Consider the following 25,394-nt stretch of genomic DNA (forward strand, 5'->3'; position numbering starts at 1 on the left):
AGAACTTAAGGGCACAAGGCCAAATCAAACGCCACATCATGGTCGACCGAGGCTCTGCCATTAACCGGCTCATAGCGCATAAATCTGATACTAAACCGCTGTTTATGGCCAGAAATGACCGGATAGGCAGCAACCTCAGGGGCAACTTTGATGCGTAGTAAGCTCAAGGGTTCGGTGCTCTCTTGCAGGAGCCCATTACTGGCAACTACCGTATTAAACCGCGCTTGCCCGCGCAACAGTTCTAGCTCTAGCGCCAAACCGCGCATTAACACTTCTAACTCAGCCCACCACGCAGCAGTATCTTGATCGCGGGTGGCTTGGGGTAAATGCAGCCAGTAGTGCAGTTGTGGCACATCAAAGTTACAGGTGCCACCCGGCATCGCAAAGCGCTGGCGGATAACACTTAGCAAGCGGTCTTGTTTAAGCGCACTGCCGACCCGGTTGAGCGGCTGAATCGCACTTAAAGCACCATGCACGCGCTGCATGGTTTGCTGCAATTGGTCATGATTCACTTCGGGATGCTGCGACCAGACCTGTAATTGGGCGCGGCGTTTATCTAAATCCTTTTGCACATCGGTGCGCACATCGCTGCGCTCGCAAATATCCAAAATAGCAAATAGCGCACTGAAGTAACGGGTATAGTTCTGTTGCGTTACTGGCGTGTGCGGTTGTAATGCGGCCAAGATATGTTCAAGGCGCAAATAAGTTCTCACCCGCTCTAGTAACGGGTATTCATAAGCGATCATGGGCTGGTTATCGTTATTATGCATGGCTTCTATCATAGCGGCTTATGAGTAAGTTTCAATTGTTGTCTGCCTTAGCAAGTGCTAAGCGCAGGTAAAGCTCATGTAAGCGCTCTACTTGTTTGGTTAAAGCGGCCGGTTCACCATTGTTATCAATTACGTTATCGGCGGCTGCGAGTCGTTCCGTACGGCTGGCCTGCGCGGCCATGATGGCGTCCACTTGGCTAGCATCTACTTGGTCACGAATTAAGGTGCGTTGGCGCTGATGATGCTCATCAACATCTACAACCAGCACCCGATCACATAATTGGGTTAAGCGATTTTCGACCAACAGGGGGGCTGACAGCATCACATAGGGTGACGAGGCCTGTGCTAATTGCTGAAGGATCTGTTGCCGAATCAGTGGATGGGTCAGTTCATTCAGCCACTGCTTGGCCTCTGGGTGGGCAAAAATGTGCTGCCGCAACCATGCGCGATCCAGCTCTCCGTCAGCCAATAGCGCTTGTGAGCCAAACTTTGCGGCAACTGCGGCGAGGGCCTGTTGCCCCGTTGCTGAGGTTGGATCAAAGATACTGCGGGCAATCACATCGGCATCCACAATCTCAATACCCTGTGCGGCAAACAGATCGGTCACCGTGGTTTTACCGCTGCCAATCCCGCCGGTTACTCCTACCACTAACATCTAATAACCCCCGCCCATTAACCATTGCCAATAGCCATGCAGGATTTGTTCACCCCAAAGCATGGCGATCACGCCACCACAAATGAGAAAGGGCCCGAACGGAATCGGCTGGCCTTGGCGCTGCTTATTGATTTGCTGATAGATGATGCCAAGCACGGCACCGCTGGCAGCAGCGGCGATAACAATCACCGGCAACATTTGATAGCCAGCCCAAGCGCCAAACGCCGCCAGGAGCTTGAAATCACCATAGCCCATACCTTCCTTACCGGTTAGCAACTTAAACGCCCAATACACACTCCACAGGCTTAAATAACCCGCGGCAGCACCTATCACGGCATCTGCTAGCGGAATATGGCCATGGTACAAAGTGAATAACAGGCCGCTCCACAGCATCAGGTAGGTCATTTGATCGGGTAGAATCATTTCGTCCGCATCAATAAAGAACATGCAAATCAGCAAACAGGCTAACCCCATGTAGACCAAGCTAGGAATTGTGATACCGCCGTACCAAGCCAACAGAGCAAACACCACGCCGGTTAGTAATTCGATTAGCGGGTAGCGAGCAGAAATGCCGGTACGGCACTTGCGGCACTTGGCTTTCAGCAACAACCAACTGACCACCGGGATATTGTCATACCAAGCTATCTTGTGATTGCATTTAGGGCAGCGTGAGGGCGGGTAGGCGAGGTTGAAAGGCTCGGCTTTGGTTGGCGTGGCAGCAGCCTCCGCTGAGCTAGCCTGCAAGGCTGCGCATTCTTGTCGCCATTGGCGCTGCAGCATCAGTGGAAAGCGGCCAATCACCACATTCAAAAAACTACCAATCACTAAACCAAACACCAGGGCTGTGAGGGTTAACCAGACTGACTCTGCAGGAAACTCTGCCATTTATCCAACCACCTTACCTAAACTAAAGATCGGCAGATACATGGCCACAATCAAGCCACCCACCAAACCACCAATAACCACCATGATCATCGGCTCTAATAAGGCCGTAAGATTATCTACCAGGTCGTCGACTTCGCGCTCATAAATTGAGGCAACTTTGCTTAACATATCGTCTAACTTACCCGCTTCTTCGCCGATAAACACCATTTGCACCGCTAACGTAGGAAACACATCTTGAGCTTGCATGGCCGTGTTCATCTGCATGCCTGAGGTCACCTCATCGCGGATCCGCAAAATAGCATCGCGGTAGAGGGCATTACCTGAGGCTCCAGCGGCAGAGTCGAGGGCACTGATCAAGGGCACCCCAGCGGCAAAGGTGGTCGACAGAGTTTGAGCAAATCGAGCCACCGCAGCTTTATTTAGAATGTCTTTGATGACGGGGATTTTGAGTGACAGCAAATCTACTCGGTCGCGTAGCGCCAAACTGTTGTTGTAGGCGCGCTTAAACAGCCAAGCACCGACAAAAATAGCGGCTGCCACATACAAAAAATAGGCTTGTACAATTTCGCTTAAAGTGACTACAAACTGGGTCATGGCGGGCAGCTCTGCCCCAAAGTCTTTAAATACGGCTTCAAATTGTGGCACTACATAGACCAGCAAGATCACGGTAACCACCAAGGCCACTACAATCACCGAGGCGGGATACACCAAGGCTTTCTTGATTTTAGCCTTGAGTGCTTCGGATTTTTCGCGGTAAGTTGCGATGCGGTCAAAAATATTCTCGAGGTTACCTGACTGTTCGCCTGACTCAACCAGATCACAATAAAGATCATCAAACACCCGTGGATGCTGGCGCAGCGAACTCGCAAACGGTGCCCCAGCCGCGGTTTGGTTGGCGAGATCTTGCATCAACTCACGAATTTTGGGGTTCTCTGAGCCTTTTGCCACCATCTCTAAGGATTGCAATAGGGGAACTTGCGCACCTAACATGGTTGCGATTTGTCGAGTAAAAATCGCCACGTCGGCGCCGGTAATGTTTTTACCGCCAAATAGCGGCTTACGCTTTTTCTTGATGGTTCTGGGGGTGACCCCTTGGCTACGCAAGTTGGCCCGCACCATACGGTCATTATCAGCACGCATCACGCCTTTAATGCGCTTGCCGCGACGGTTAATCCCGGTCCATTCAAACTCGGTGATATCTTTCATGGCTTTTGTTGTGCTTGCCATCCCCGTACCTTTTGCTGTTAACGTTAGTATGGTGCTGCCGACGCCAGCGCCTAGAAGTTAGTGACGCGATTTGCTTCGGCTAAACTAATAATGCCTTTAGCTACTTTGAGTAAGCCCGACTCGCGCAGCGAATGAATGCCATCATCACGCGCGGTTTTGGCGATATCTAAAGACGAACCGCCTTCCATGATCAAATCTTGAATAGCCGGAGTAATGGGCATCACTTCATACACCCCGGTCCGACCTTTGTAACCGCCGGTGCAATGCTCGCAGCCCACGGCTTTATAGATGGTCAAATCAGCTAACTGCTCAGCTTTAAAGCCCTGTCGTAATAATTCATCTTGGGGTAAGTGCTCTTCCGCTTTGCAGGAGTTACACAGGCGTCGTGCTAGCCGCTGCGCAATAATCAGGGTGACCGAGCCGGCAATGTTGTAAGAGGGCACGCCCATGTTCATCAAACGGGTCAGGGTTTCTGCCGCTGAGTTGGTATGTAACGTGGACAAAACTAAGTGCCCAGTTTGTGCTGCTTTAATCGCTATTTCCGCGGTTTCTAAGTCACGGATCTCACCCACCATCACCACGTCTGGGTCTTGGCGTAAGAAGGATCGCAACGCATCGGCAAAGTTTAAGCCCGCTTTGGCGTTAATATGAACCTGATTAATACCGTTTAAGTTGATTTCGACGGGGTCTTCGGCGGTAGAAATATTGCGTTCGGGCGTATTGAGAATATTTAAGCCGGTGTACAAACTTACGGTTTTACCTGAGCCGGTGGGGCCGGTTACCAAAATCATCCCTTGCGGTTTACTGAGCGCTTCTTCGTACAAGGCTTTTTGGTCTGGTTCGTAGCCCAGAGATTCAATCCCAATCATGGCGGCGGCGGCATCAAGTATCCGCAGTACAATTTTTTCGCCATACAGGGTAGGCAAGCTACTTACCCGAAAATCAATGGACTTATGTTTGGATAAGCGCAGCTTAATCCGACCATCTTGGGGCAAGCGCCGCTCAGCGATATTGAGCTGGGCCATGACTTTTAAGCGTGCCGCGATACGCCCCGCTAAAGCCACCGGAGGGCGCGCAATCTCATGCAGCACGCCATCGATTCGAAAGCGCACCCGATACTCGGTTTCATAAGGCTCAAAGTGCAAATCCGAGGCACCACGCTTAATCGCATCTAGCAACATCTTATTGATGTAGATGACAATCGGAGCATCGTTTTTGACATCAGCAGAGACAGCGCCCGAATCATCCTGGCGCTCATCAGCGGCATCAATGTCGCGCAGCTCTTGCTCATCTTGCTCGGTGACGCCAAGGGCCGAATGCTCGTTCTCAAGCAACTTATCAATTAAACGCTGGAGCTTGTTCTCCTCAACCAATACCGCCTCGGTTTGCAACCGCGTACGAAACTGAAACTCATCTAACGTCTCAATTCGAGTAGGGTCCGACACGGCGATATAGAGCACATTGCCACGCTGATACAAAGGCACCGCATGGTTTTTGCGAATCAAACGTTCATTGATAAATTTCTGGGGAATAAAGTCAGGATCAAAGGCATCAAGGTCTAGCCATGGAGCATTGCTTTCTAGATAGCAAAAATTGGCCAGAGCACTTGCAGACAGGAGTTTCTGCTCTATCAAGCACGCCGTAAACGACAGCTTGTTCTCCCACGCATACTCACTGCAACGCGTTAGCTTATCTTCTGGTATCAGCTTGTCACGCAGCAACAGAGCCGCTAAGGAGTGGTGCAGCATGAGTCTTCCTAACGGAGCGGAAATTGAACTTCAAGAATCAGCCTGCGGCACATACACCGCAGGCTGTCACAACTTTTTAGCTAGGTTTTATTCACCTTCTGGAGGTGTAGTAGGCGCTGCAGTTAGTGCAGCAGTACAACCATCAACCCGTGAATCAGCACCATCTGTGCCATAGTCAGAGCAGGTAATAGCCCAAGACATTAAACCTTGACTTGCGCTGTTATTTGGAGTCAAACGAATTTTGATTAAGTCACCATCCTCAGCATCGTTTGCGTCCAGCAGAGCTTGTACATAATAAGGACCGTCACCAGAAGCGCCAGCATTATTAACTACCTGAACGCCCCTTAAGCCAGCGATTGGAGCCGCAGTAGCTTGGTCGGCAACATCGGTGATATTGTCTGGAATACCGTTGGTGCCCTCGCTACAAGGAGAAAGGCTACCATTTCTTTGGTAACAAGATGCCACAGCTGTTTTCCATGAAGCCAATGCAGCTAGCCCCGTGCTCGCCTTAGCCCGCTGCGTGTAGTCGCTATACATAGGAATAGCAACGGCAGCCAAAATACCGATAATCGCTACTACGATCATCAATTCGATTAATGTAAAACCACGTTGTAATTGCGCTTTCATGAAAATCTCCCGAAAGTTTTCTGTACTTATTAGAATGTAATTATTGTTGTAGTCAGGTGGCACTCGATAGCACAGTAGCACATCAAGTGATCCTTGCGGACCACAACAAAGCTATCTGCATTAGCCGAAAGACCGTGGTTAACTGGCATCGGCTTGAGTGCATCGAACTGCCACTTTATTCACCAGACCCTAGCTTGCAGCCCCGCTATCCCTACTATCTAGTGGTTTGCTACCCACGAGTATAGTTTAAAAAGGACCGGAGGTTTTGCGTCACCACCTTGCAATGGTTTTGCCTTTTAAAGCTTGCCTGGCTCTCATAAAGTGGCACTAGACCACTTCATGATTGCGCATTGCTTTTCAAACATAGCAGATCAATGAATTTCGTCAATAGCTAAAAGCGTTGAAATCTCATCGAAAGATCGATGGCTTGTATATGTTTTGTTAAAGCGCCAGAAGAAATGAAATCAACTCCGGTACTTGCAAGTTCGGTAAGACGTTCGGCGGTAATATTGCCCGATACTTCAAGTTGCGTTGCCCCTGATCGTTGCCTGACTGCGGTGTTGATATCTTGTATTGAAAAGTTATCTAACATGATGATATCGGCACCGGCGTGGAGCGCTGCTTGGTACTCCTCAAGGTTTTCAACTTCCACCTCCACAGGTTTACCCGGGTTGAGCTGGCGTGCTGTGGTGATGGCTTGTTCGATGCCGCCGCAGGCCATGATGTGGTTCTCTTTAATCAAGTAGGCATCGTAGAGGCCTACGCGGTGATTATGACCGCCGCCACAAACCACGGCATATTTTAGCGCTGTTCTGAGGCCCGGAATGGTTTTCCGAGTATCCAATAATTTGGTGTTACTGCCAGCTAAATAACGCACGTAAGCGGCGGTGGTGGTGGCAACGCCCGAGAGGGTTTGCAAGAAATTCAGTGCGGTACGTTCGCCGGTAAGGATCACTTGGGCTGGGCCAGTTAATTCGCACAGCAGGGTATCGGCGGCAACCTGGTCACCATCGCGCACGTGCCATTGGATAGTCACTTGTCCGCCTAACTGAGCAAACACCTCGTTAACCCAGGCCACGCCACAAATCACCGCTGGCTCGCGAGTGATCAGGGTAGCGCGCGCACTTTCGCTAGCTGGAATAAGTTGGGCGGTGATGTCTAAATTGGCATCAAGGCCGTTTAAATCTTCATGTAAGGCGCGTTGCACCATGTCGGCACGGTCGTTAGCCAGTAACTGCGGGTCAACTCGTGTATCCATTGGGTATCTCTCTGTTCCGTGTGGCGATATAGGTTGATCAATCAAGTGCGCCTATTGTAGGACTGCGGCCAGGTTCTAACAAGGCACATATCGGATTAGCTAGAAGCTTTTGCTTAATTAATGCGGCTATTATACTTTGAGCAACCTAATTAGCGAACGCAGGAATTTTGTTGATGATGACAGAAGGTTGGCTGGCGCACAGCAAGCAGCGCCACTCGCCGCATGCTGATGAACGCCCGGATGCCACGGATATCAGCTTGTTGGTGGTGCATGGTATCAGTTTACCGGCTGGGCAATTTGGTGGTCCGTTCATTGATGACCTATTCATGGGTAAGCTTAATCCCCAGGCACATGCCGACTTTGCCCCATTGGCAGGGTTAAGAGTATCGGCTCATTGCTTGATTCGGCGCGATGGCGAGTTACTCCAATACGTTCCTTTTCACCGCCGCGCATGGCATGCTGGGCGTTCGCATTACTGTGGGCGTAAGCGCTGCAATGATTTTAGTATTGGCATTGAACTTGAGGGAACCGACCACACCCCCTACACTGAACAACAATATCAGGTGTTGGCCGAGGTTGCCGCGCAATTAGTGCAGTATTACCCAGCGTTAACAGCACAACGCATTGTTGGGCATCAGCATATTGCTCCGGTGCGTAAAACCGATCCGGGGCCGGCGTTTGATTGGGCTTATTTTCGGCAGTTGTTAGACCAGCACTTAGTGCGCTAACAGGTATGCTTCACTGTTACAGTTAACCGCAACAGTTCATTGCAACAAACAGGTGAGAGGTTAAAAGGAACCCCATGTCGTTACTGGCCATTTTGTTAGCCTATAGTTTAGAACGCACCCTTGAGGTGACCCGCAATCTACATTGGCGGCGGTTGGTGCTGCGCTGGCAGCATGCGCAATTCAACAATACCCAGTTGCAGCAATGGCGCCAAAATAATTTAGGGCAGGTGTTCTGGGCGTTAATTCCAGCGCTGTTGGTGGGATTTTTGCTGGCCATTTTTAATAGCCTTTTGCTTAGTTTTTTAATCAGCAGCTTAGGCCTATTAGTGGCGATTCAAGCGCCGCAAGCGCGAGCCGCCTATAAAGCTTATGTTATCGCTCAAGAGGAAGAGGATGCAGCCGAGCAGGCTTACCAGTTGCGGCGTTTACGCCAGGCCAGTGGGCGTCAACAAGCCGCGCCCGTTGAGCATTTACTATTGTGGATTCATCTTCGCCATTATTTTGCGGTGATGCTGTATTTTGTCCTGTTTGGGGTGATGGGAGCCTTGCTCTACGCGACCTTGCGCGACATGCGGCATGAGCGCAGCGAGGGTTGGCAGACGTTGCAGCAAATTATGGACTGGTTGCCAACGCGAGCGATGGGGTTAGGCATGCTGCTGGTGGGTAATTTCCGCCAAGCCGCGGCGGTTTGGTTAAGCGCCATCGGCAATAAGCCGCAGAATAACTTCATAGCCTTAACCAAAATAGCAGAAGCAGCAGAGCAGTTAACTGCTCAGACCACTGTCGCGCTAGTTAAGCGTAACTTCTTGTTGTACATAGTATTGATAGCACTATTGACGATTGCCGGCTGGCTGTAAGCTTTTTCTATTTGGCTTTTGTCAGCCGAAGGCTTACAATATTGGTCTATTGGTAATACCACTGGCAATATTGCGGGAATGAATTATGGCGTTTCAGCGCATACAACAAACCAAACTGTCAGATGTGATCATGGAAAGAATTGAAGCCATGATCGTCGATGGCACGCTAGAAGCTGGTGCGCGGCTGCCATCGGAACGTGATTTGGCGGCCAAGTTTTCGGTATCGCGGCCAAGTCTACGCGAGGCCATCCAAAAGCTAGAGGCGCGCGGCTTAATTGAGCGCCGTCAAGGCGGTGGCACCTATGTGTGCGATAACATGCAACAACGCGTGGCCGAACCCTTACTTGATCTACTCACCAAGCATCCAGAATCACAATTTGATTTACTTGAGTTCCGTCATGCGCTTGAAGGAATTTGCTCGTACTATGCAGCTATGCGCGGTACCCCTGCGGATTTAGAAGCTATCCAGGAGGCGTTTGCGAATTTGCAGCGCGAGCCAGGCATGCAGTTGGCAACTCAGGCGCAAGCACTAGGTGAATTTAACTTCAGAATCGCTGAAGCATCGCACAATGTGATCTTATTGCACCTAGTACGCAGTATGCAGCCATTGTTGCAGCGAAATATTTTACAAAACTTGCAAGATCTCGCCCACAAACCGGGTGTGGTTCAGCAATTACATGAACATCGGCAGCACATTGTTGCTGCTATTGTGGCTGGCGAACCAGAACAGGCACGTGAACATTGCCATCAGTTGTTGGCCTATATTGAACATGCGTTGCTTACCTCGAATCGTGAACAATCACGCATTCAACGGTCGCTACGCCGAACTCAGCAAGGGTAAGGATAAAGTATGACTGACCATTTGAAAGATGACATCGACCCGCAAGAAACCAGAGAGTGGCTAGACGCTCTTGAGGTCGTGTTAGAGCAAGACGGCGCTGAGCGCGGTCACTTTTTATTGGAGTCATTGATTGAAAAGGCACGTCGCAGCGGTGCCTATTTGCCATTCAATGCCACCACTGCATACTTGAATACGATTCCGGCTAGCCAAGAGCCGACCATGCCTGGCGACCGCACCATTGAACATCGTATTCGTGCGGCGATTCGTTGGAACGCCTTAGCTATGGTTCTGCGTGGCTCGAAGAAAGAGCTGGAACTAGGTGGTCACATTTCAAGTTTCGCCTCATCAGCCATGTTGTACGATGTGGGCTTTAACCACTTCTTCAAAGCACCGACAGATCAAGACGGTGGCGACTATTTGTTTATTCAAGGTCACGCCTCGCCAGGGATTTATGCACGTGCCTTTTTAGAAGGCCGTATCAGCGAAGAGCAACTGAATAACTTCCGTCAAGAAGTAGACGGCAAGGGTATCCCGTCGTACCCACACCCGAACTTAATGCCTGATTTTTGGCAGTTCCCTACCGTGTCCATGGGCTTAGGCCCGATGCAGGCGATTTACCAAGCACGTTACCTAAAATACCTCACGGACCGTGGCATTAAAGACTGCTCAAACCAGCGCGTGTACTGCTTCTTAGGTGATGGCGAGGTGGATGAGCCAGAAAGCTTGGGTGCCATTGGCCTAGCTACTCGTGAAGGCTTAGACAACCTCACCTTTATTGTGAACTGTAACTTGCAGCGCTTAGATGGTCCGGTACGTGGTAACGGCAAGATCATCCAAGAACTCGAGGGTACTTTCCGCGGCGCCGGCTGGGAAGTGATTAAAGTGATTTGGGGTCGTTACTGGGATCCGCTGCTGTATCGCGATACCGAAGGTAAATTAGCGCAAATCATGCAAGATAGCGTGGATGGCGAGTACCAGAACTACAAAGCTAAGGGCGGCGCATACACGCGTGAACACTTCTTTGGTAAAACCGAAGAAACCAAAGCCATGGTCGCTAACCTAACAGATGAAGATATCTGGCGCTTAAACCGGGGTGGTCACGACCCGATGAAAGTTTACGCAGCCTATCATAAGGCCGTAAACACCAAAGGTCGGCCACAGGTGATCTTAGCCAAAACCGTGAAGGGTTATGGTATGGGTGCTGCTGGTGAAGGTAAAAATATTGCCCACCAGGTGAAGAAAATGGACATGGATGCGATCAAGCACTTCCGTGATCGCTTCAACATTCCAATCAAAGATAGCGAGCTTGAAGATATTCCATTCTACAAGTTCCCAGAAGACAGCGCAGAAATGAAGTACATGCGCGAGCGTCGCGAATCACTGGGTGGCTTTATGCCAGTGCGCCGTCCAAACACCGATGTTGAGTTAGAAATTCCATCGTTGAAGGCCTTTGAGGCGGTCACTAAAGGTTCTGGTGAGCGTGAAATTTCAAGCACCATGGCGTTTGTGCGGGTTCTCACGGCGTTACTCAAAGACAAGAAAATTGGTAAACGGATCGTACCTATTATTCCAGACGAAGCCCGTACTTTTGGTATGGAAGGCTTGTTCCGTCAGGTGGGTATTTATTCCAGCCAAGGGCAGAAATACGAGCCGCAAGATGCTGACCAAGTAGCTTATTATCGTGAAGATAAACAAGGCCAAGTATTACAAGAAGGCATCAACGAGCTTGGTGCGATGGCGTCGTGGGTAGCAGCAGCAACCAGCTACTCAACCAATAACGAGCCGATGATTCCGTTCTACATCTATTACTCGATGTTCGGTTTCCAACGGGTGGGTGATTTGGTCTGGGCCGCTGGTGACAGCCAAGCGCGTGGCTTCTTAGTCGGCGGTACCGCCGGTCGAACCACCCTCAACGGCGAAGGTCTACAACACCAAGACGGCAGCAGCCATATCTTGTTTAACACAGTGCCTAACTGTGTCACTTATGATCCTACCTTCGGTTACGAAGTGGCAGTGATTGTTCAAGACGGTTTACGTCGCATGTACGGTGAGCAAGAAAACGTGTTCTATTACCTCACCGTGATGAACGAAAACTACGTGCAGCCAGAAATGCCAGAAGGTGTTGAAGAAGGCATTATCAAAGGGATGTACGAGCTAGAGAGTCATCAAGCCAAAGGCGCCAAAGCTGAAGTGCAATTACTAGGCTCTGGTACCATCTTGCAGCAAGTACGTGAGGCTGGCCGCATCTTAGCCGCTGATTTTGGGGTGAATGCCAAGGTCTACAGCGCAACCTCGTTCAACGAGCTGGCGCGTAACGGTTACGATGTCGAGCGTTACAATATGCTGAACTTGGGCGGCAAGGCCAAACAAGCCTACGTGACTCAGGTGTTAGCGGATGCTAAAGGCCCGACCATCGCCGCAACGGATTACATGAAGCAGTATGCTGATCAGATCCGTGCGTGGGTTCCTACTGCTTATCGCGTGTTAGGCACAGACGGTTACGGCCGCTCAGACAGCCGTGAAAATCTGCGTCGTCACTTTGAAGTGAACGCACAGTACATTGTGGTGGCAGCATTAACCGAGTTAGCCAAAGCGGGTGATATTGAGGTGAAAGTGGTGGAGCAAGCCATCAAGGACTTCAACATCGATACCAACAAAATCAACCCACTGTACGCGTAAGCAACGGGAGCGGAGGCTATTATGGCAGACTTGAAAGAAGTAAAAGCCCCAGACGTGGGCGGTGATGAAGTTGAAGTTATCGAGATCCTGGTGGCTAAAGGCGACCAGGTAGAAGCGGAAGACTCGTTGATTACAGTTGAAAGCGATAAAGCATCGATGGATATTCCAGCGCCTTTTGCTGGGGTTGTGGCTGAACTGAAAGTGAAGGTTGGCGACAAAATCAAAGAAGGCGATTTGTTGGCAATGTTTGAAGCAGCAGCGGAAGCTGGCGCGGATGCTGACAAAGATGCTAGCGCTGATGCAGATCAGCCAGCTGCCAAGGGTGAGGAGCAAGAGGCAGCAAGCGCTAAAGACAGTACTGACAACAGCTCTGACGACAGCTCAGAAGCCAGTCCAGAAGAGCAGCAGGCAGGCAGCGGTGCCACCAAAACCATCGACGTGATGGTGCCTGATATTGGCGAATCTGGTGAAGTAGATGTGATTGAAGTGCTGGTAAGCGCTGGCGATGAAATTGCCGCAGAAGACGGTCTGATCACCCTAGAAACCGACAAAGCCACCATGGATGTTCCTAGCCCACAAGCTGGCGTGGTTGAATCTGTGGAAGTGAAAGTCGGCGACAAGGTGAAAGAAGGCTCGTTGGTGGTGCGTTTGCAAGTACGCGAAGCAAGCGCAAGCTCAGCGGCACCAGCTGCTAGCCAAGCCGAGCAAGCACCGCCAGCAGCGAGTTCAGATGCCGCAGAAGACGACGCCGCCACCGCAGCAGATAGCAGCACTAGCGAACGTAAACCACCGGTGCCTGACCATCCGTTAGACAAAAAAGGTAAAGCCGAAGGCCTAGCCTATGCGTCACCAGCGGTGCGTCGCTTAGCACACGAGTTTGGGGTGAACCTGACTCAAGTGAAAGGTTCTGGGCGTAAGAGCCGTATTCTCAAAGAAGACGTGCAAGAGTATGTGAAATACGAATTGTCACGGCCTAAGGCCACTGCCTCTAGCGGCGTAGCCCAAGGTGCCGGTGGGTTGCAAGTAATTGCACCACCTAAAGTAGACTTCAGTAAGTTTGGCGAAGTAGAGCAGGTGCCACTCACCCGCATCCAGAAAATTTCTGGGCCAAACCTGCACCGTAATTGGGTAACGATTCCACATGTAACCCAGTTTGACGAAGCTGACATTACTGAGTTAGAGGCTTTCCGTAAGCAAGAAAATGAACTGCAGGCGAAGAAGAAAGACGGCGTAAAAATTACCCCGCTGGTGTTTATCATGAAGGCAGTTGCGAAAGCTCTGCGCGAATACCCAGTGTTCAACTCATCGTTAGCAGACGATGGCGAACACTTGATCATGAAAAAATACGTGCACATTGGTATTGCCGTCGATACCCCGAACGGCTTGGTGGTTCCTGTGATTCGTGATGTCGACAAAAAAGGCATTTACGAGCTTTCGGATGAGCTGTTAGAAATCAGTGCTAAAGCACGAGATGGCAAGCTTAAGGCCCAAGACATGCAAGGCGGATGTTTCTCAATTTCTAGCCTAGGTGGCATTGGTGGAACCGCCTTCACGCCGATTGTGAATGCGCCTGATGTCGCTATCTTAGGGGTATCTAAGAGCGACATGAAACCTAAGTGGAACGGCAAAGAGTTCGAGCCACGATTAATGTTGCCATTAAGCTTAAGCTACGACCATCGCGTGATTGACGGCGCCGTGGCCGCACGCTTTAGTGTGTACCTGAGCAATGTCTTGTCGGATATTCGTAAATTAGTCTTATAAATTAAACAATTTGTGGTGGGGCTGTTATAATCAGCCCCACAGACCGAACACAGCCGAATTCAAAGAGGTTCTTATGAGCAAAGAAGTGAAGACCCAAGTCGTCGTTCTAGGTGGCGGCCCAGGTGGTTATTCAGCAGCATTCCGTGCTGCCGATTTAGGTTTAGACACAGTGATTGTTGAACGTTACAACACCTTAGGTGGGGTATGTTTGAACGTGGGCTGTATTCCTTCTAAAGCCTTGTTACACATTGCTAAGCACATTGAAGATGCCAAGCACATGGGAGCCGAAGGCGTTGAGTTTGGTGCTCCGAAAATTGATTTAGACAAAATTCGTGCGCACAAAGAAAAAGTTATCGGTCAATTAACCGGTGGCCTTGGACAAATGTCCAAAATGCGTAAAGTTACCGTGGTCAATGGTGTCGGTGAGTTCGCGAGCGATAAGCAACTGAAAGTAAAAGATGCTGATGGCAAAGAAACCACCATTAACTTTGAGCATGCAATCATTGCTGCGGGTTCACAGTCGATCAAGTTACCGTTTGTGCCACACGAAGATGAGCGCATTTGGGACTCAACTGCAGCCTTAGAATTACGTTTTGTACCAGAGCGTATGTTGGTCTTAGGTGGCGGTATTATCGGTTTAGAAATGGGCTGTGTATACAGTGCCTTAGGTGCCAAAGTTGACGTTGTGGAAATGACTGAGCAGTTAATTCCGCCAGCGGACAAAGACATCATTAAAGCCTTCACTAAATCGATTGCGAAGAAGTTCGATAACATCATGTTGAACACCAAAGCAGCGAAAGTTGAAGCCAAGAAAGATGGTATTCACGTAACGTTCGAAGGCGACAAAGCCCCTGAAAAACCAGTGAAATACGATGCTGTGTTAGTCGCTGTAGGTCGTGCTCCTAACGGTAAGAAAGTTGGCGCAGAACATGCTGGCGTGCAGGTAACTGACCGTGGCTTTATTGAAGTAGACAAGCAGTTACGCACTAACGTAAGTAATATTTTCGCTATCGGCGATATCGTTGGTCAGCCCATGTTAGCGCACAAAGCTGTGCACGAAGGTCATGTTGCAGCAGAAGTGATTGCCGGCAAGAAACATTACTTTGATCCGAAAGTGATTCCTTCTATTGCGTACACGGATCCTGAAGTTGCATGGGCTGGTTTAACTGAAAAAGAAGCGAAAGAGCAAGGCATCGAATACGAAGCAGCAGTATTCCCGTGGGCCGCTTCAGGTCGTGCTATCGCACAAGGTGCTACAGACGGTTTCACCAAGCTGTTGTTTGATAAAAACAACCGTATTATAGGTGGTGCTATCGTTGGTTCTAATGCCGGTGAGTTGTTAGGCGAAATCTGTTTAGCCATCGAGATGGGCTGTGATGCAGAAGATATCGCGCTAACTATTCATGCGCACCCAACCTTGCATGAGTCTGTGGGCTTAGCAGCTGAAGTGTTTGAAGGCTCTATTACTGACCTGCCAAACAAAAAAGCCAAGAAAAAATAAGCAGTAGGCTTTATGCCGCAGCCAAGAATCCGCAGTTGCTCAGCAGCTGCGGATTTTTTTTGCCTTTTGTACGACCGGTTTTTGCGACAAATAAGCCGATGTATGCGGGTAGTTGTCGGGATTTTTGTTGTACCACGCCGCACCTTGGCTTAAGGTAGCAAGGATAACTTAGCAACACTATCCAGCAACGAGGATTTTATGAATAAAGTAAGCACGTTAGCGCTAAGCGTAGCCTTAGCCCTAGGGGTGGCAGCGTGTTCGCCCCAGCAACCGCAACAGCAAGAACAACAACAGCCACAACAACAACTGACCTCTGGCTTAGTGTTAGAAAACTTTGATACCAGTGTTCGTCCACAAGATGATTTATTCATGTTTGTGAACGGTACTTGGCATAAGAACACCGACATGCCAGAAGATAAATCACGCATCGGTAGCTTCTTAGATTTAGCAGAACAAAACCAAGAACGCCTGCGTGGCATTATTGAAGAAGCCGCCGCTAGTAGCGCCGAAGCTGGCACCAATGCGCAAAAAATTGGTGATTTCTTCAACAGCTTTATGGACGTTGAAACTCTAAATAGCCTTGGTTACAACCCGATTGCCGCAGATTTACAAGCTAATGCCGAGGTTAAAACTCATGCGGATGTGGTCGCACGGATGGCCGAGCTAGCTAAATATGGGGTGAGCTCACCGTTTGGTTTTTATGTCTATCCAGATGCTAAAGACCCTGAAGTTAACGCTATTTACATGTCACAATCAGGTTTAGGTTTACCCGATCGTGAGTATTACTTGAGCGATGACGAGAAGTACGTTGAGATCCGTCAGCAGTATCAAACTTACCTCGCTGATATCTTAGGGTTAGTCGATTATGCTGAAGCCAGTGCCGCCGCTGAAGCTATTTTGGCGTTAGAAACCAAACTAGCAGAAGCCCAGTGGACTCGTATTGAAAGCCGTAACGCGGATAAAACCTACAACAAAATGACCAAAGCAGAATTAGCTGAGGCCCTAGGTAGCTTTGATTTTGATGCTTACGCTGCTGCCACCGGCGTCGCAAAAGCGGCTGATGTGATTGTTCGTCAACCTAGTTATTTTGAAGCTTTTGGTGACATGTTCGCCGATGTTGATGTGACAACTTGGCAGCATTATTTAACCATCAAAACCGTTGAGCGTTATGCTGGTGCCTTAACTGAAGAAATTAACGATCGTCGTTTTGCCTTTTACGGTACCGTGCTTAATGGTACTCCAGCGCAAGAACCACGCTGGAAACGCGGCGTTAACGCTACCAATGGCGTGTTAGGTGAAGTCTTGGGCCAATTATATGTCGCTGAATACTTCCCACCGGCAGCCAAGGCGCGCATGGAAGAACTGGTAGCTAACTTGATTACGGCCTACGGTGAATCTATTCAAGATCTTGAGTGGATGAGTGCCGACACTAAAGCTAAAGCATTGGAAAAACTGAACAAGTTTACGCCTTACATCGGCTATCCAAGCGAGTGGCGTGACTATTCTGAATTAACCATTGCAGACAATGACTTGGTAGGTAACTACAAGCGTTCGGCGTTGTTTGAGTACAACGAAGAGTTAGCTAAAATCGGCGCGCCGGTTAAAGAAGAAGAGTGGGGCATGACGCCACAAACCGTCAATGCATACTACAGCCCAGTGCGTAACGAAATCGTGTTCCCAGCTGGTATCTTGCAACCGCCATTCTTTGATATGAATGCTGAAGATGCAGTGAACTACGGTGGTATTGGTGCTGTTATTGGTCACGAACTAGGTCATGGTTTTGACGACCAAGGCTCTAAATACGATGGCGATGGTAACTTAAGCAGCTGGTGGACTGAAGCAGACCGCGCAGCGTTTGAAGAACGTGCCAACATGTTAGCGGCACAAACAGACCAATACGAAGTTATTCCGGGTGCCTTCTTGCAAGGTAAACTCACCTTAGGTGAAAACATCGGTGACTTAGCCGGTTTAACCATTGCTTACCGTGCTTATAAAAATGCCTTAGCTGGAGAAGAAGCTCCAGTGATGGACGGCTACACCGGTGAGCAGCGCGTGTTCTTAGGCTGGGCGCAAGTATGGAAAACCAAAATGCGTGATGAGTTTGTGCGTAACCAAGTAGTGCGTGGTCCACACTCGACCGCTGATTACCGTGTGAATGGTACTGTGGTAAACGTACCAGCCTTTTATGAAGCCTTTGATGTGCAACCAGGTGATGACCTGTACTTGCCACCAGAGCAACGCGTAAAAATCTGGTAAGCCTTAGTCTCAAATGGTTTAACCCAAGCTGAAACAGTCTTACCGCTGTTTCAGCTTTTTTATCAATACGTTAAATACAAGCAGCAGCGCCGCAGTCACTTCCACCAATGATCGATACCCACGCCAGCGAACTAGACTGATTTCTTACTTCAATAAACTTGCCTGATTCATGATCAACAATACGGGCAACAGTTCCTAATGGCTGTGAGCCATGCTGCTTCTCCCAGCTCTGCATGTCGCCCATGATAGTAAGTTGCCCAAACATGTTTTCCCAAACTTGCTCTTGCACCGCCCGGCAAGAACGGTCGCAATCTATGATAGGGCCATCAAAGGTATCCACATCCATATAAGTGAGTGACGCATCAGGGGAGAGACTGCTACGCTGCTTTACTGAAACATACTTATTGACGCGCAGCGCCAGCGTAATGGTTCTATCAAAGGTACGATAGAACTGACGAAACTTGTCAACGTCAACATCAGCGCGAGCAGCCAACAGCTCGGTTTCAATCAGGTAGCGTTGCGCCACCAGCATGAGTTGTTGGTTGTCGAGACTGGCGAAGGGTTCTGCAGACCTATCAATCATGAGCAGCAGCTCATCATCAGCAAGTGAATCTAGTTCTGGCAGGGTAAATTTACCGGATTGAAAACCTACGATCACATTAAAAGAACGGTTAAGTTCATCTAATGAGAGCCCTATGGTAGATGCGACAAGATAGATGACTTCTGCTCCTGGATCGGGTCTTGGCTGTTCTTTATTACCGACAGATTTGGCATTCACAGAACTAGCGCCTAGTAACGACAGCATAGCCATGAGCACTAATGATTTAACGGGCAATGTCATGATGAGTCATCCTTTGTATCGATGAAATAATGGGCGTCAAAAGTACAACTGGTTAAAAAATGTTAAGTTGAAGTTTAATTTAAGCAGCAGAGGGGGGGGTGTCAAGGTGAAATAGCATGACTGACCTGCTGCAATCGTTGAATCTAGCTCTTACCTACGGCTGGCTTTTTATTGATGTGGATGCTAATACCGCCGTCAGTGATGTGTTAGCGGCCGCCCAACCTTTGGTGGCTAGCTATCAGTTGCCGCCACGCTACAGCGTCAGTTGGTCGGGTCAGTATGAATCCATGCAACGGGTACAAAATAAGCTGAAGACGGTGGTGCCAATCACCTTGGTGATTATTTTTATGCTGCTGTACGTCACTTTTAAGTCGTTCAAACAAGCCTTACTGATCATGGTCACGCTACCTTTGGCACTCAGTGGTAGTCTTTGGTTGGTCTGGGCGCTAGGCTTTAATTTATCTACCGCAGTAGGAGTGGGTATGATTGCTTTGGCCGGGGTGGCAGCAGAGTTTGGGGTCGTGATGATGCTGTATTTAAATCAGGCCCTAGCTGAAGCTCGCCGTGCTAACAGCAAGCCCAGCTTGGCTGAGCTGCAGCAGGCAATTATGCAGGGCGCCGTGCAGCGGGTGCGGCCTAAAGCCATGACGGTGCTCACTATTATCGCTGGGTTGTTGCCGATTATGCTGAGTGAAGGTACCGGTAGCGAAGTGATGCAGCGTATCGCTGCGCCTATGATAGGCGGCATGATTGTAGCGCCATTGCTGAGTTTGTTGGTGATACCAGCAGTGTATTGGTTGTACTTAAAGCGGTGGTGAAAATCGCCGCTTCGTTAGTATAAATTTTACTAAAAACTAGTGAAATAGCTTAAGTAACCATTCCTTATCTCTAAGGGTTGCGACTTAACTTGTTGTTTTATAGGGATTTATCAAAGTTGGCACAGCATTTGCTTAAGTCTTAGCAAGTGATTAAAAAATCAGACCAAAGGTTGCAGCATAATTTAGCCGCTGCAACCGGTCTCATAACCAACATGGATAAAGGGAATAAAACAATGAAAAAGCAACAGGTTGTATGGAACTTTGCGACTGGATTAATCGCCTTGGTAACGTTAGCCAGCATGCCCTTTCAAGCAGCTGCTACTACTGAACAGCAAAAAACCATGAGTGCCGAATATCAAGTCACCAGCAGCACTAAGCTCAGCTTGGATTCTGGTGTTGGAGAAATTAAATTTGTTGCGACCACTGGCGACACCCTGTCAGTTACCCTAACAGCCAAAGCTGATAGCGACAAAATGTGGAACGACGGTGACCTTGAGGCGGTTCAATTAACTGCAAAACAAGACGGTGACCGTTTGGTGCTAAGCGTACCAGAGCAAGATAACGTTAAGCTTGATTGGGTGATTCAGCTGCCCAAGATTGCGTCCGTAGATGCAGATTTGGGGGTAGGCACCATCGGTGGTGAGATGTGGACGACCGATATCAATCTGGATGTGGGCGTAGGCGAAGTGGACCTTGAGTTACGCGGCGACCTAGCCATCATCACCAGCGATATTGGCATCGGCGACAGCCAGGTAAAGGGCGTAGCGGAAGTCGAGAACAACCGCTTCTTGATGACCGCCAGCAGCAAAGGTCGTGGTGCGGGTACCGCGGTAGTCTCTATCAACCTAGGTGTGGGTGATTCAAACGTTAAAGTAAGCACCTACTAACCTAGCTTGAACACGCATTGTTGAGCGGTAAGTTATAGCAGCACCTGCCAGCCCTGTGGTGGGTGCTGCTGCCGCAATTGTTTATGTACTTCATCCGCCACATCTGGTTTTAAATGATTGATCCACACCCGTTTTGGCGGCTGCGCCAACTCAGCTAAGAGTTGCAAACAAAGCTGTGGGGTCAAATGACAGCTTTGCTTGGCCACTGCTGCCAACTCATTAGGAAAGCTACACTCCAAAATAATATCGTCAATCACTCCCAGCTGATTAATCTGTTCAACCAGACTGCTGGCATAGCCAGTATCGGCCACATACACCGTATGCTGCTGCTCTTTGCAAATAGAATAACCGAAGGTTGGCACCGTATGATAGGTGGCAAAAGGGGTGAGGCTAATACCATCAATAGCAATGGATTGGCCTGCAGTGATGGTTTGTAAGCGCAACAGCGGTGCTGCTTTGCTGGGTAGTTCTTGCATATCGGGCCAGATGACCCAATTAAACACATGCGCTTGGATAGCCGCGATAGTATCGGCCGAGCCATAGACAGTGACAGGTTCACCAGCATCAGCAACATTAAATAAGTTACCTAACAGCATAGGTAAACAAGCGATATGATCGCTGTGGCTGTGAGTTAGAAAAATATGCCGCACTTGCTGCATCTGCTTTAACAACAATTGGCTGACACCAGTACCTACATCAATCAGAATACGTTCTGAAACTTGCACACAGGTACTGCCGGTCATGCCACCGAGGCCACCACTTGCTCCTAACACTGCTATATTCATTTTACTCGCATCACCAACGCATACATCACCGGCACCACAACCAAGGTAAGTAAGGTTGCAAAGCCCAAGCCAAACATGATCACCACTGCCATGCTCACAAAGAAGTCATCAAACAGCAGCGGAATCATCCCCACAATCGTGGTGGCGGCTGTCATAGAGACGGGGCGCACCCTACTCACGGAGGCGTCCACCAGTGCTGTTATGGCTGCTTTACCAGCACTTAATTCTACGCGCACTTGTTCCAATAAGACCACGCCATTTTTAACTAACATGCCCGATAAACTCAAAAAGCCTAATAACGCCATAAAACCAAAGGGCTGATCAGTGAGCCATAGCCCCAGAGTAACCCCAATCAGGCTCAAGGGGACTGTGGTCCATAGCACCCCAGCTTGACGGATGGAGCTAAACAGCAACACAGTAATAATGAACATCACCAGAAACGCCAATGGCAAGGCTTGAAACACTGCGCCAGTGGCTTTTTGTGATGCCTCAAACTCACCACCCCAGCTTAACTCATAGCCGAGCGGCAAGGGAATGGCTTCAATATCTGGGCGCACTCGGGCTAACACCATTGCGGGCGTTTCGTCAGAGAAAATATCATGATCAGCCATCACTGTGATGGTTCTTTTCCGGTCGCGTCGCACAATCAGGTAATCTTCGGCGGCAAGCTGAATGCCATGCACCACCTGACCCAGCGGAATATGCTGTTGCAACGCCGAGCTATAAACTTGCAACTCATACCAGTTGTCTAGATCGCTACGTTCCGGTGCTGGCGCTCGAACCAAAATCGGCAGTAACTCGGTACCATCGCGATAGACTCCCACCGTTTGCCCGGTGAAATTACGTTTAAGCACATCATCAACGTCTTGTTTGGTAATGCCTAACCGCCGCGCTGCGGCTTCATTAAAGTCTACTTCGAGCACTTTGGTGCGTTGGCGCCAGTTATCGCGCAGATTATGGACTCCGGCATCGGCTGCCATAATCTGCCGAGCCTGGTCTGCAAGTTGACGCAGCACCAACGGGTCAGGGCCGCTGAAGCGCGCTTCGAGCTTCGCTGTTTGGGAGGGGCCCATTTCAATGGGCTTGATCTTAAACTCAACATCGGGCTGCTGCTGTTGCAGGTAGCCTTCAAATTGCTCGAGTACCCGTTGCAAATGCTGAGTATCGGTACCACGCAGAATCAACTGGGCATAGCTTTCGTAGGATTTTTCGACCATATAGGTGAGGGTAAACCTAGGAGCGCCTTGGCCTATGGTGGTGGCAACAAAATCTAAGCCAGCAGCCTCTTGGCCTGCTTCTGTTTGTTGCAAGTACTCTTGTTGCAAGTAATGTTCAAGCTGTTTCACCTGCTGGGAGGTCGAGCGAATATCGGTTCCTTGCGGGTACCATAAATCAATAAAGGCCATCGGCGTGGTACTGGGCGGAAAGAAAGACTGTTTTACGCTAGTAAAACCATAGCCAGCCAGCACCAACAGCGCCAACATCACGGCTACCGTGGTTTTTCGCCAACTTAAAAAGCCCAGCAAAAGCTTGCGGTAGCCTAGAAATACCCAGTGTTGATAAACATGGTCATCATCCTCGGGCTGCTCGATGGCACTTCGCGCGCGAGCATCTTTGCGAAACAGAATATTACCCAAGAACGGTGTGAGAGTGATGGCAGTAAACCAACTCAATAGCAGCGATATAAACAGCACCCAGAACAACGAGTTGGCGTATTCACCGCTGGCATCTTTAGATAGCCCAATCGGCGCAAAGGCAATGATGGCAATCGCTGTCGCCCCCAGCAGTGGCCATAAATTTTGTTGCACCACGTCGCTGGCGGCTTGAATCCGCGACAAACCACGTCGCACCCCAACCAGCATACCTTCGGCCACGACTATGGCGTTATCAACTAACATGCCTAAGGCAATAATCAAGGCGCCAAGAGAGACCCGTTGCAGCTGAATATCCATTAAATACATGAAGATAAAACTACCGAGCACGGTCACTAGCAGCACACTACCAATCAACACGCCAGATCTCAGCCCCATGGTCACCAACAAGGCTACCACTACAATCACCACGGCTTCGGCTAGGTTGATAAGAAAGTTGGTGACGGATTTATCCACTTCACTGGGTTGATCGTAGATGTTGCTGATCTGCATGCCGACCGGTTGGGCGTATTCTAACTCAGCCAATTTAGCAGTAACGCGTTCACCTACTTCCACCACGTTCACGCCAGGAGCAAAAGACAGTGCTAGCCACAAAGATTCTTGCCCGTTGTAACGCACCATATGGGTTGGGATTTCTTGGTATTCGCGAGTTACAGTGGCCACATCGCGTAATAAAATCCGCTCTTCTGCGCCCGGGTTGCTGATCATCAAATCGGCCAGTGCGGCAACATCTTGAAATTCGCCACTGGTTTGCAAACGAATGCGCTCCTCACCAATTTGCACGCGGCCGGCATCGCTAACCGCATTTTGCGTTTGCAGTAGATTCACCAACTGCTGTGGAGCAATACCAAAGTTAGCAAGCTTTTCGCGCGACACTTCGACAATCACTTGCTCGTTCTGTTTGCCGGCTACCATCACCTTACCTATGCCTTTCACTAGCACCAGTTCGCGGCGTAAAAAATCGGTGTAATCAGCAATGTCTTGATAGCTGTAGCCGGGGCCGGAAATCGCAAATGTCATGCCGTACACATCCGCAAAGTCATCTTTCACCATGGGCACCCCACTGCCGGGCGGAAGTTGAGGCTGGGCATCGTTAATCTTGCGTCGTAACTCATCCCACACCTGCGGCATCTGATGTTTGCGCAAGGTACTTTGCATTTCTACGGTGATTTGGCTAAGCCCAGGTTTAGAGACCGAGGTAACGTGGTCAATATTGGCCAGTTGCTGGATGGCATTTTCCAGCTTGTAGGTGACTTCTTCTTCAACTTGTTGCGCCGTTGCGCCAGGGTATTGGGTAATGACCATGGCTTGCTTCAGCGTAAACTCAGGATCTTCTAAGCGGCCAATATTAAGCAGCGCAATAATCCCGCCAAGTAAGAGAATGAACAGCACCATCCAACTGGTGGTGGTGCGCTTCATACTGTAACGAGCGATATTCATTACAGACCTCGCTCTTTAGTCCATGGCCGTACCTGCTGCTGGTCTGTTAATGCATGCACTCCAGCAACGACAATGTGCTCACCATCGACTAGGCCTGCGGTCACCTCAACGCCGTGATTGGTTACCGCACCTATGGTAATCGAACGCAGCTCCACCACGCCGGCCTCGGGCTGATAGACCCATACGGCATGACCGCTGCTGGCAGCCTGGGTGGCCGGTGAAAACACCGCTGAACTAGGCACAATAATGGCCGCTGCCGCTTGTTGAGCAATGGCGCTCGCGTCTACTTCAAGGGCGGCAGACATGCCCGGAAGTACGTTTAAGTCGGTCGGTACCGGTAAGGTGAACACCACTTTATAGGTGTTGGTAGCCGGGTCTGCAGTGGCGTCCCATTCTTTTAAGGTGGCTTTAAAGCGACGCTCTGGGGCTGCTGCAAAGATCACATCCGGTTGATAATCCGCCTGTCGTTGCACACGTGCAAATAAACTCTCAGGCACCCGAATACTCACGTCTACGGCATTACTGAGCTGAATGGTGGCAATAGCTTGCTGGGGTTGCACGGTTTCGTAACGCTCAACAAAAACATGGGCCACGGTACCGGCAAAAGGGGCGCGTAATTCGGTGTAACGCACATTTGCCTTAGCCGTTTCTAGATTAGCGCGGGCCACCTCGAGGTTCGATTTAACCTCATCAAACTGCTGTGGCGAAATCACCCCTTGCGCCACCAAATTCTCAGTACGAGTAAATTGTGCTTGAGCTAACTCAAACCTTGCTTGTGCTTGGTCGAGCACCAATTGGTAGTCAGTTGGGTCTAGCTTGGCAATTAACTGCCCCTGACTCACATCATGACCAGCTTTGACCGGGAACTCGGTAATTTCACCCGCAACTCGAAATGCCAGTTGCGCCACTTGCGCAGCTTCAACCACAGCTGGGAAGCGACGAATCCGTTCTCCCTGACCGTAGCTTACCGTCATTAACTTCACCGGTTGGGCGACAGCCGTTGGCGCAGCTGCTTCTGGAGCTGGAGAACATGCGCTGGTGCTGAGAACAGCAACCGCGAACAAAGACCAAGTAACTAGACGAGCTGGATAGTTCATAGAGTAACCTCAGCGTGGAATGTTCCAAGCGTTTGATAAAACTTAGGCTGTTATTTTAGCCAAAGCAAAGCTAAAGTAGTA

At 49.7% G+C, this 25,394-nt stretch carries 19 protein-coding genes, 1 pseudogene and 1 riboswitch; of the genes and pseudogenes, 9 read left to right on the forward strand and 11 right to left on the reverse strand.

The window, feature by feature from the left end; all coding sequences use genetic code 11:
* Positions 1-5: 5 nt before the first annotated feature.
* The 7 genes and pseudogenes from zapD to nadC all read right to left on the reverse strand — a co-directional run bounded on the left by zapD (position 6) and on the right by nadC (position 7,170).
* Positions 6-770, reverse strand: coding sequence for a cell division protein ZapD (gene zapD / locus ACQ661_RS04645; protein ID WP_162014526.1), 765 nt, complete (start codon positions 768-770; stop codon positions 6-8).
* Positions 771-801: 31 nt separating this feature from the next.
* Positions 802-1,425, reverse strand: a complete 624-nt coding sequence (coaE, locus tag ACQ661_RS04650) for a dephospho-CoA kinase (protein ID WP_431667739.1) — start codon at positions 1,423-1,425, stop codon at positions 802-804.
* Entirely contained in the window at positions 1,426-2,310 is an 885-nt protein-coding gene (locus tag ACQ661_RS04655; RefSeq protein ID WP_431667740.1) for a prepilin peptidase, read from the reverse strand.
* On the reverse strand, positions 2,311-3,537 hold the full coding sequence (locus tag ACQ661_RS04660; RefSeq protein ID WP_431667741.1) for a type II secretion system F family protein: 1,227 nt from the start codon (positions 3,535-3,537) through the stop codon (positions 2,311-2,313).
* Positions 3,538-3,587: 50 nt separating this feature from the next.
* Positions 3,588-5,285: a type IV-A pilus assembly ATPase PilB gene (gene pilB, locus ACQ661_RS04665; RefSeq protein WP_431667742.1), complete on the reverse strand. Its 1,698-nt coding sequence runs from the start codon at positions 5,283-5,285 to the stop codon at positions 3,588-3,590.
* 198 nt (positions 5,286-5,483) lie between these two features.
* Positions 5,484-5,912: pseudogene (locus ACQ661_RS04670) on the reverse strand (pilin); the annotation flags it as partial.
* A 192-nt stretch (positions 5,913-6,104) separates the two neighbouring features.
* A riboswitch (cyclic di-GMP riboswitch) is annotated at positions 6,105-6,216 on the reverse strand.
* A gap of 87 nt (positions 6,217-6,303) precedes the next feature.
* Positions 6,304-7,170, reverse strand: coding sequence for a carboxylating nicotinate-nucleotide diphosphorylase (gene nadC, locus ACQ661_RS04675; RefSeq protein WP_431667743.1), 867 nt, complete (start codon positions 7,168-7,170; stop codon positions 6,304-6,306).
* 176 nt (positions 7,171-7,346) lie between these two features.
* Between nadC and ampD the strand changes: the two genes are divergently transcribed.
* The 7 genes from ampD to ACQ661_RS04710 all read left to right on the forward strand — a co-directional run bounded on the left by ampD (position 7,347) and on the right by ACQ661_RS04710 (position 17,793).
* Positions 7,347-7,898: a 1,6-anhydro-N-acetylmuramyl-L-alanine amidase AmpD gene (ampD, locus tag ACQ661_RS04680; protein ID WP_219968244.1), complete on the forward strand. Its 552-nt coding sequence runs from the start codon at positions 7,347-7,349 to the stop codon at positions 7,896-7,898.
* Positions 7,899-7,972: 74 nt separating this feature from the next.
* Positions 7,973-8,755 carry a regulatory signaling modulator protein AmpE gene (gene ampE / locus ACQ661_RS04685; protein ID WP_431667744.1) on the forward strand — a complete coding sequence of 261 codons (783 nt, stop codon included), beginning with the start codon at positions 7,973-7,975 and terminating at the stop codon, positions 8,753-8,755.
* 85 nt (positions 8,756-8,840) lie between these two features.
* On the forward strand, positions 8,841-9,596 hold the full coding sequence (gene pdhR, locus ACQ661_RS04690; protein ID WP_431667746.1) for a pyruvate dehydrogenase complex transcriptional repressor PdhR: 756 nt from the start codon (positions 8,841-8,843) through the stop codon (positions 9,594-9,596).
* Positions 9,597-9,605: 9 nt separating this feature from the next.
* Complete coding sequence (gene aceE / locus ACQ661_RS04695; RefSeq protein WP_431667747.1) at positions 9,606-12,275, forward strand: pyruvate dehydrogenase (acetyl-transferring), homodimeric type; 2,670 nt, start codon at positions 9,606-9,608, stop codon at positions 12,273-12,275.
* 21 nt (positions 12,276-12,296) lie between these two features.
* Positions 12,297-14,036: a dihydrolipoyllysine-residue acetyltransferase gene (aceF, locus tag ACQ661_RS04700; RefSeq protein WP_431667748.1), complete on the forward strand. Its 1,740-nt coding sequence runs from the start codon at positions 12,297-12,299 to the stop codon at positions 14,034-14,036.
* Between the two features lie 73 nt (positions 14,037-14,109).
* Positions 14,110-15,537 (forward strand): dihydrolipoyl dehydrogenase, encoded by a 1,428-nt coding sequence (gene lpdA / locus ACQ661_RS04705; protein ID WP_431667749.1) that lies wholly within the window; start codon positions 14,110-14,112, stop codon positions 15,535-15,537.
* A 198-nt stretch (positions 15,538-15,735) separates the two neighbouring features.
* Positions 15,736-17,793 (forward strand): M13 family metallopeptidase, encoded by a 2,058-nt coding sequence (locus ACQ661_RS04710; protein WP_431667750.1) that lies wholly within the window; start codon positions 15,736-15,738, stop codon positions 17,791-17,793.
* A gap of 70 nt (positions 17,794-17,863) precedes the next feature.
* Here the strand turns inward: ACQ661_RS04710 and ACQ661_RS04715 are convergent, their stop codons facing one another.
* Positions 17,864-18,634 (reverse strand): hypothetical protein, encoded by a 771-nt coding sequence (locus ACQ661_RS04715; RefSeq protein WP_431667752.1) that lies wholly within the window; start codon positions 18,632-18,634, stop codon positions 17,864-17,866.
* 116 nt (positions 18,635-18,750) lie between these two features.
* Here ACQ661_RS04715 and ACQ661_RS04720 point away from each other — a divergent pair, with 116 nt between their 5' ends.
* Both ACQ661_RS04720 and ACQ661_RS04725 read left to right on the forward strand, forming a co-directional pair.
* Complete coding sequence (locus tag ACQ661_RS04720) at positions 18,751-19,452, forward strand: efflux RND transporter permease subunit (RefSeq protein ID WP_431667753.1); 702 nt, start codon at positions 18,751-18,753, stop codon at positions 19,450-19,452.
* A gap of 233 nt (positions 19,453-19,685) precedes the next feature.
* Positions 19,686-20,339, forward strand: a complete 654-nt coding sequence (locus ACQ661_RS04725) for a hypothetical protein (RefSeq protein ID WP_431667754.1) — start codon at positions 19,686-19,688, stop codon at positions 20,337-20,339.
* Positions 20,340-20,371: 32 nt separating this feature from the next.
* On the opposite strand, the gene ACQ661_RS04730 is transcribed toward ACQ661_RS04725, so the two are convergent.
* From ACQ661_RS04730 to ACQ661_RS04740, 3 genes are read right to left on the reverse strand one after another with little or no spacing between them, the layout of a single operon-like run.
* Positions 20,372-21,124 carry a 3',5'-cyclic-nucleotide phosphodiesterase gene (locus ACQ661_RS04730; RefSeq protein ID WP_431667755.1) on the reverse strand — a complete coding sequence of 251 codons (753 nt, stop codon included), beginning with the start codon at positions 21,122-21,124 and terminating at the stop codon, positions 20,372-20,374.
* The gene (locus tag ACQ661_RS04735) at positions 21,121-24,216 is read right to left on the reverse strand and encodes an efflux RND transporter permease subunit (RefSeq protein ID WP_431667756.1); all 3,096 of its coding nucleotides are present in this window, start codon (positions 24,214-24,216) and stop codon (positions 21,121-21,123) included. Before ACQ661_RS04735 ends, ACQ661_RS04730 begins: the two co-directional genes overlap by 4 nt.
* Entirely contained in the window at positions 24,216-25,313 is a 1,098-nt protein-coding gene (locus tag ACQ661_RS04740; RefSeq protein ID WP_431667757.1) for an efflux RND transporter periplasmic adaptor subunit, read from the reverse strand. Before ACQ661_RS04740 ends, ACQ661_RS04735 begins: the two co-directional genes overlap by 1 nt.
* Positions 25,314-25,394 lie beyond the last annotated feature (81 nt).

This window comes from Pseudidiomarina sp. WS423, assembly GCF_050750165.1.
Classification (GTDB): domain Bacteria; phylum Pseudomonadota; class Gammaproteobacteria; order Enterobacterales; family Alteromonadaceae; genus Pseudidiomarina; species Pseudidiomarina fusca.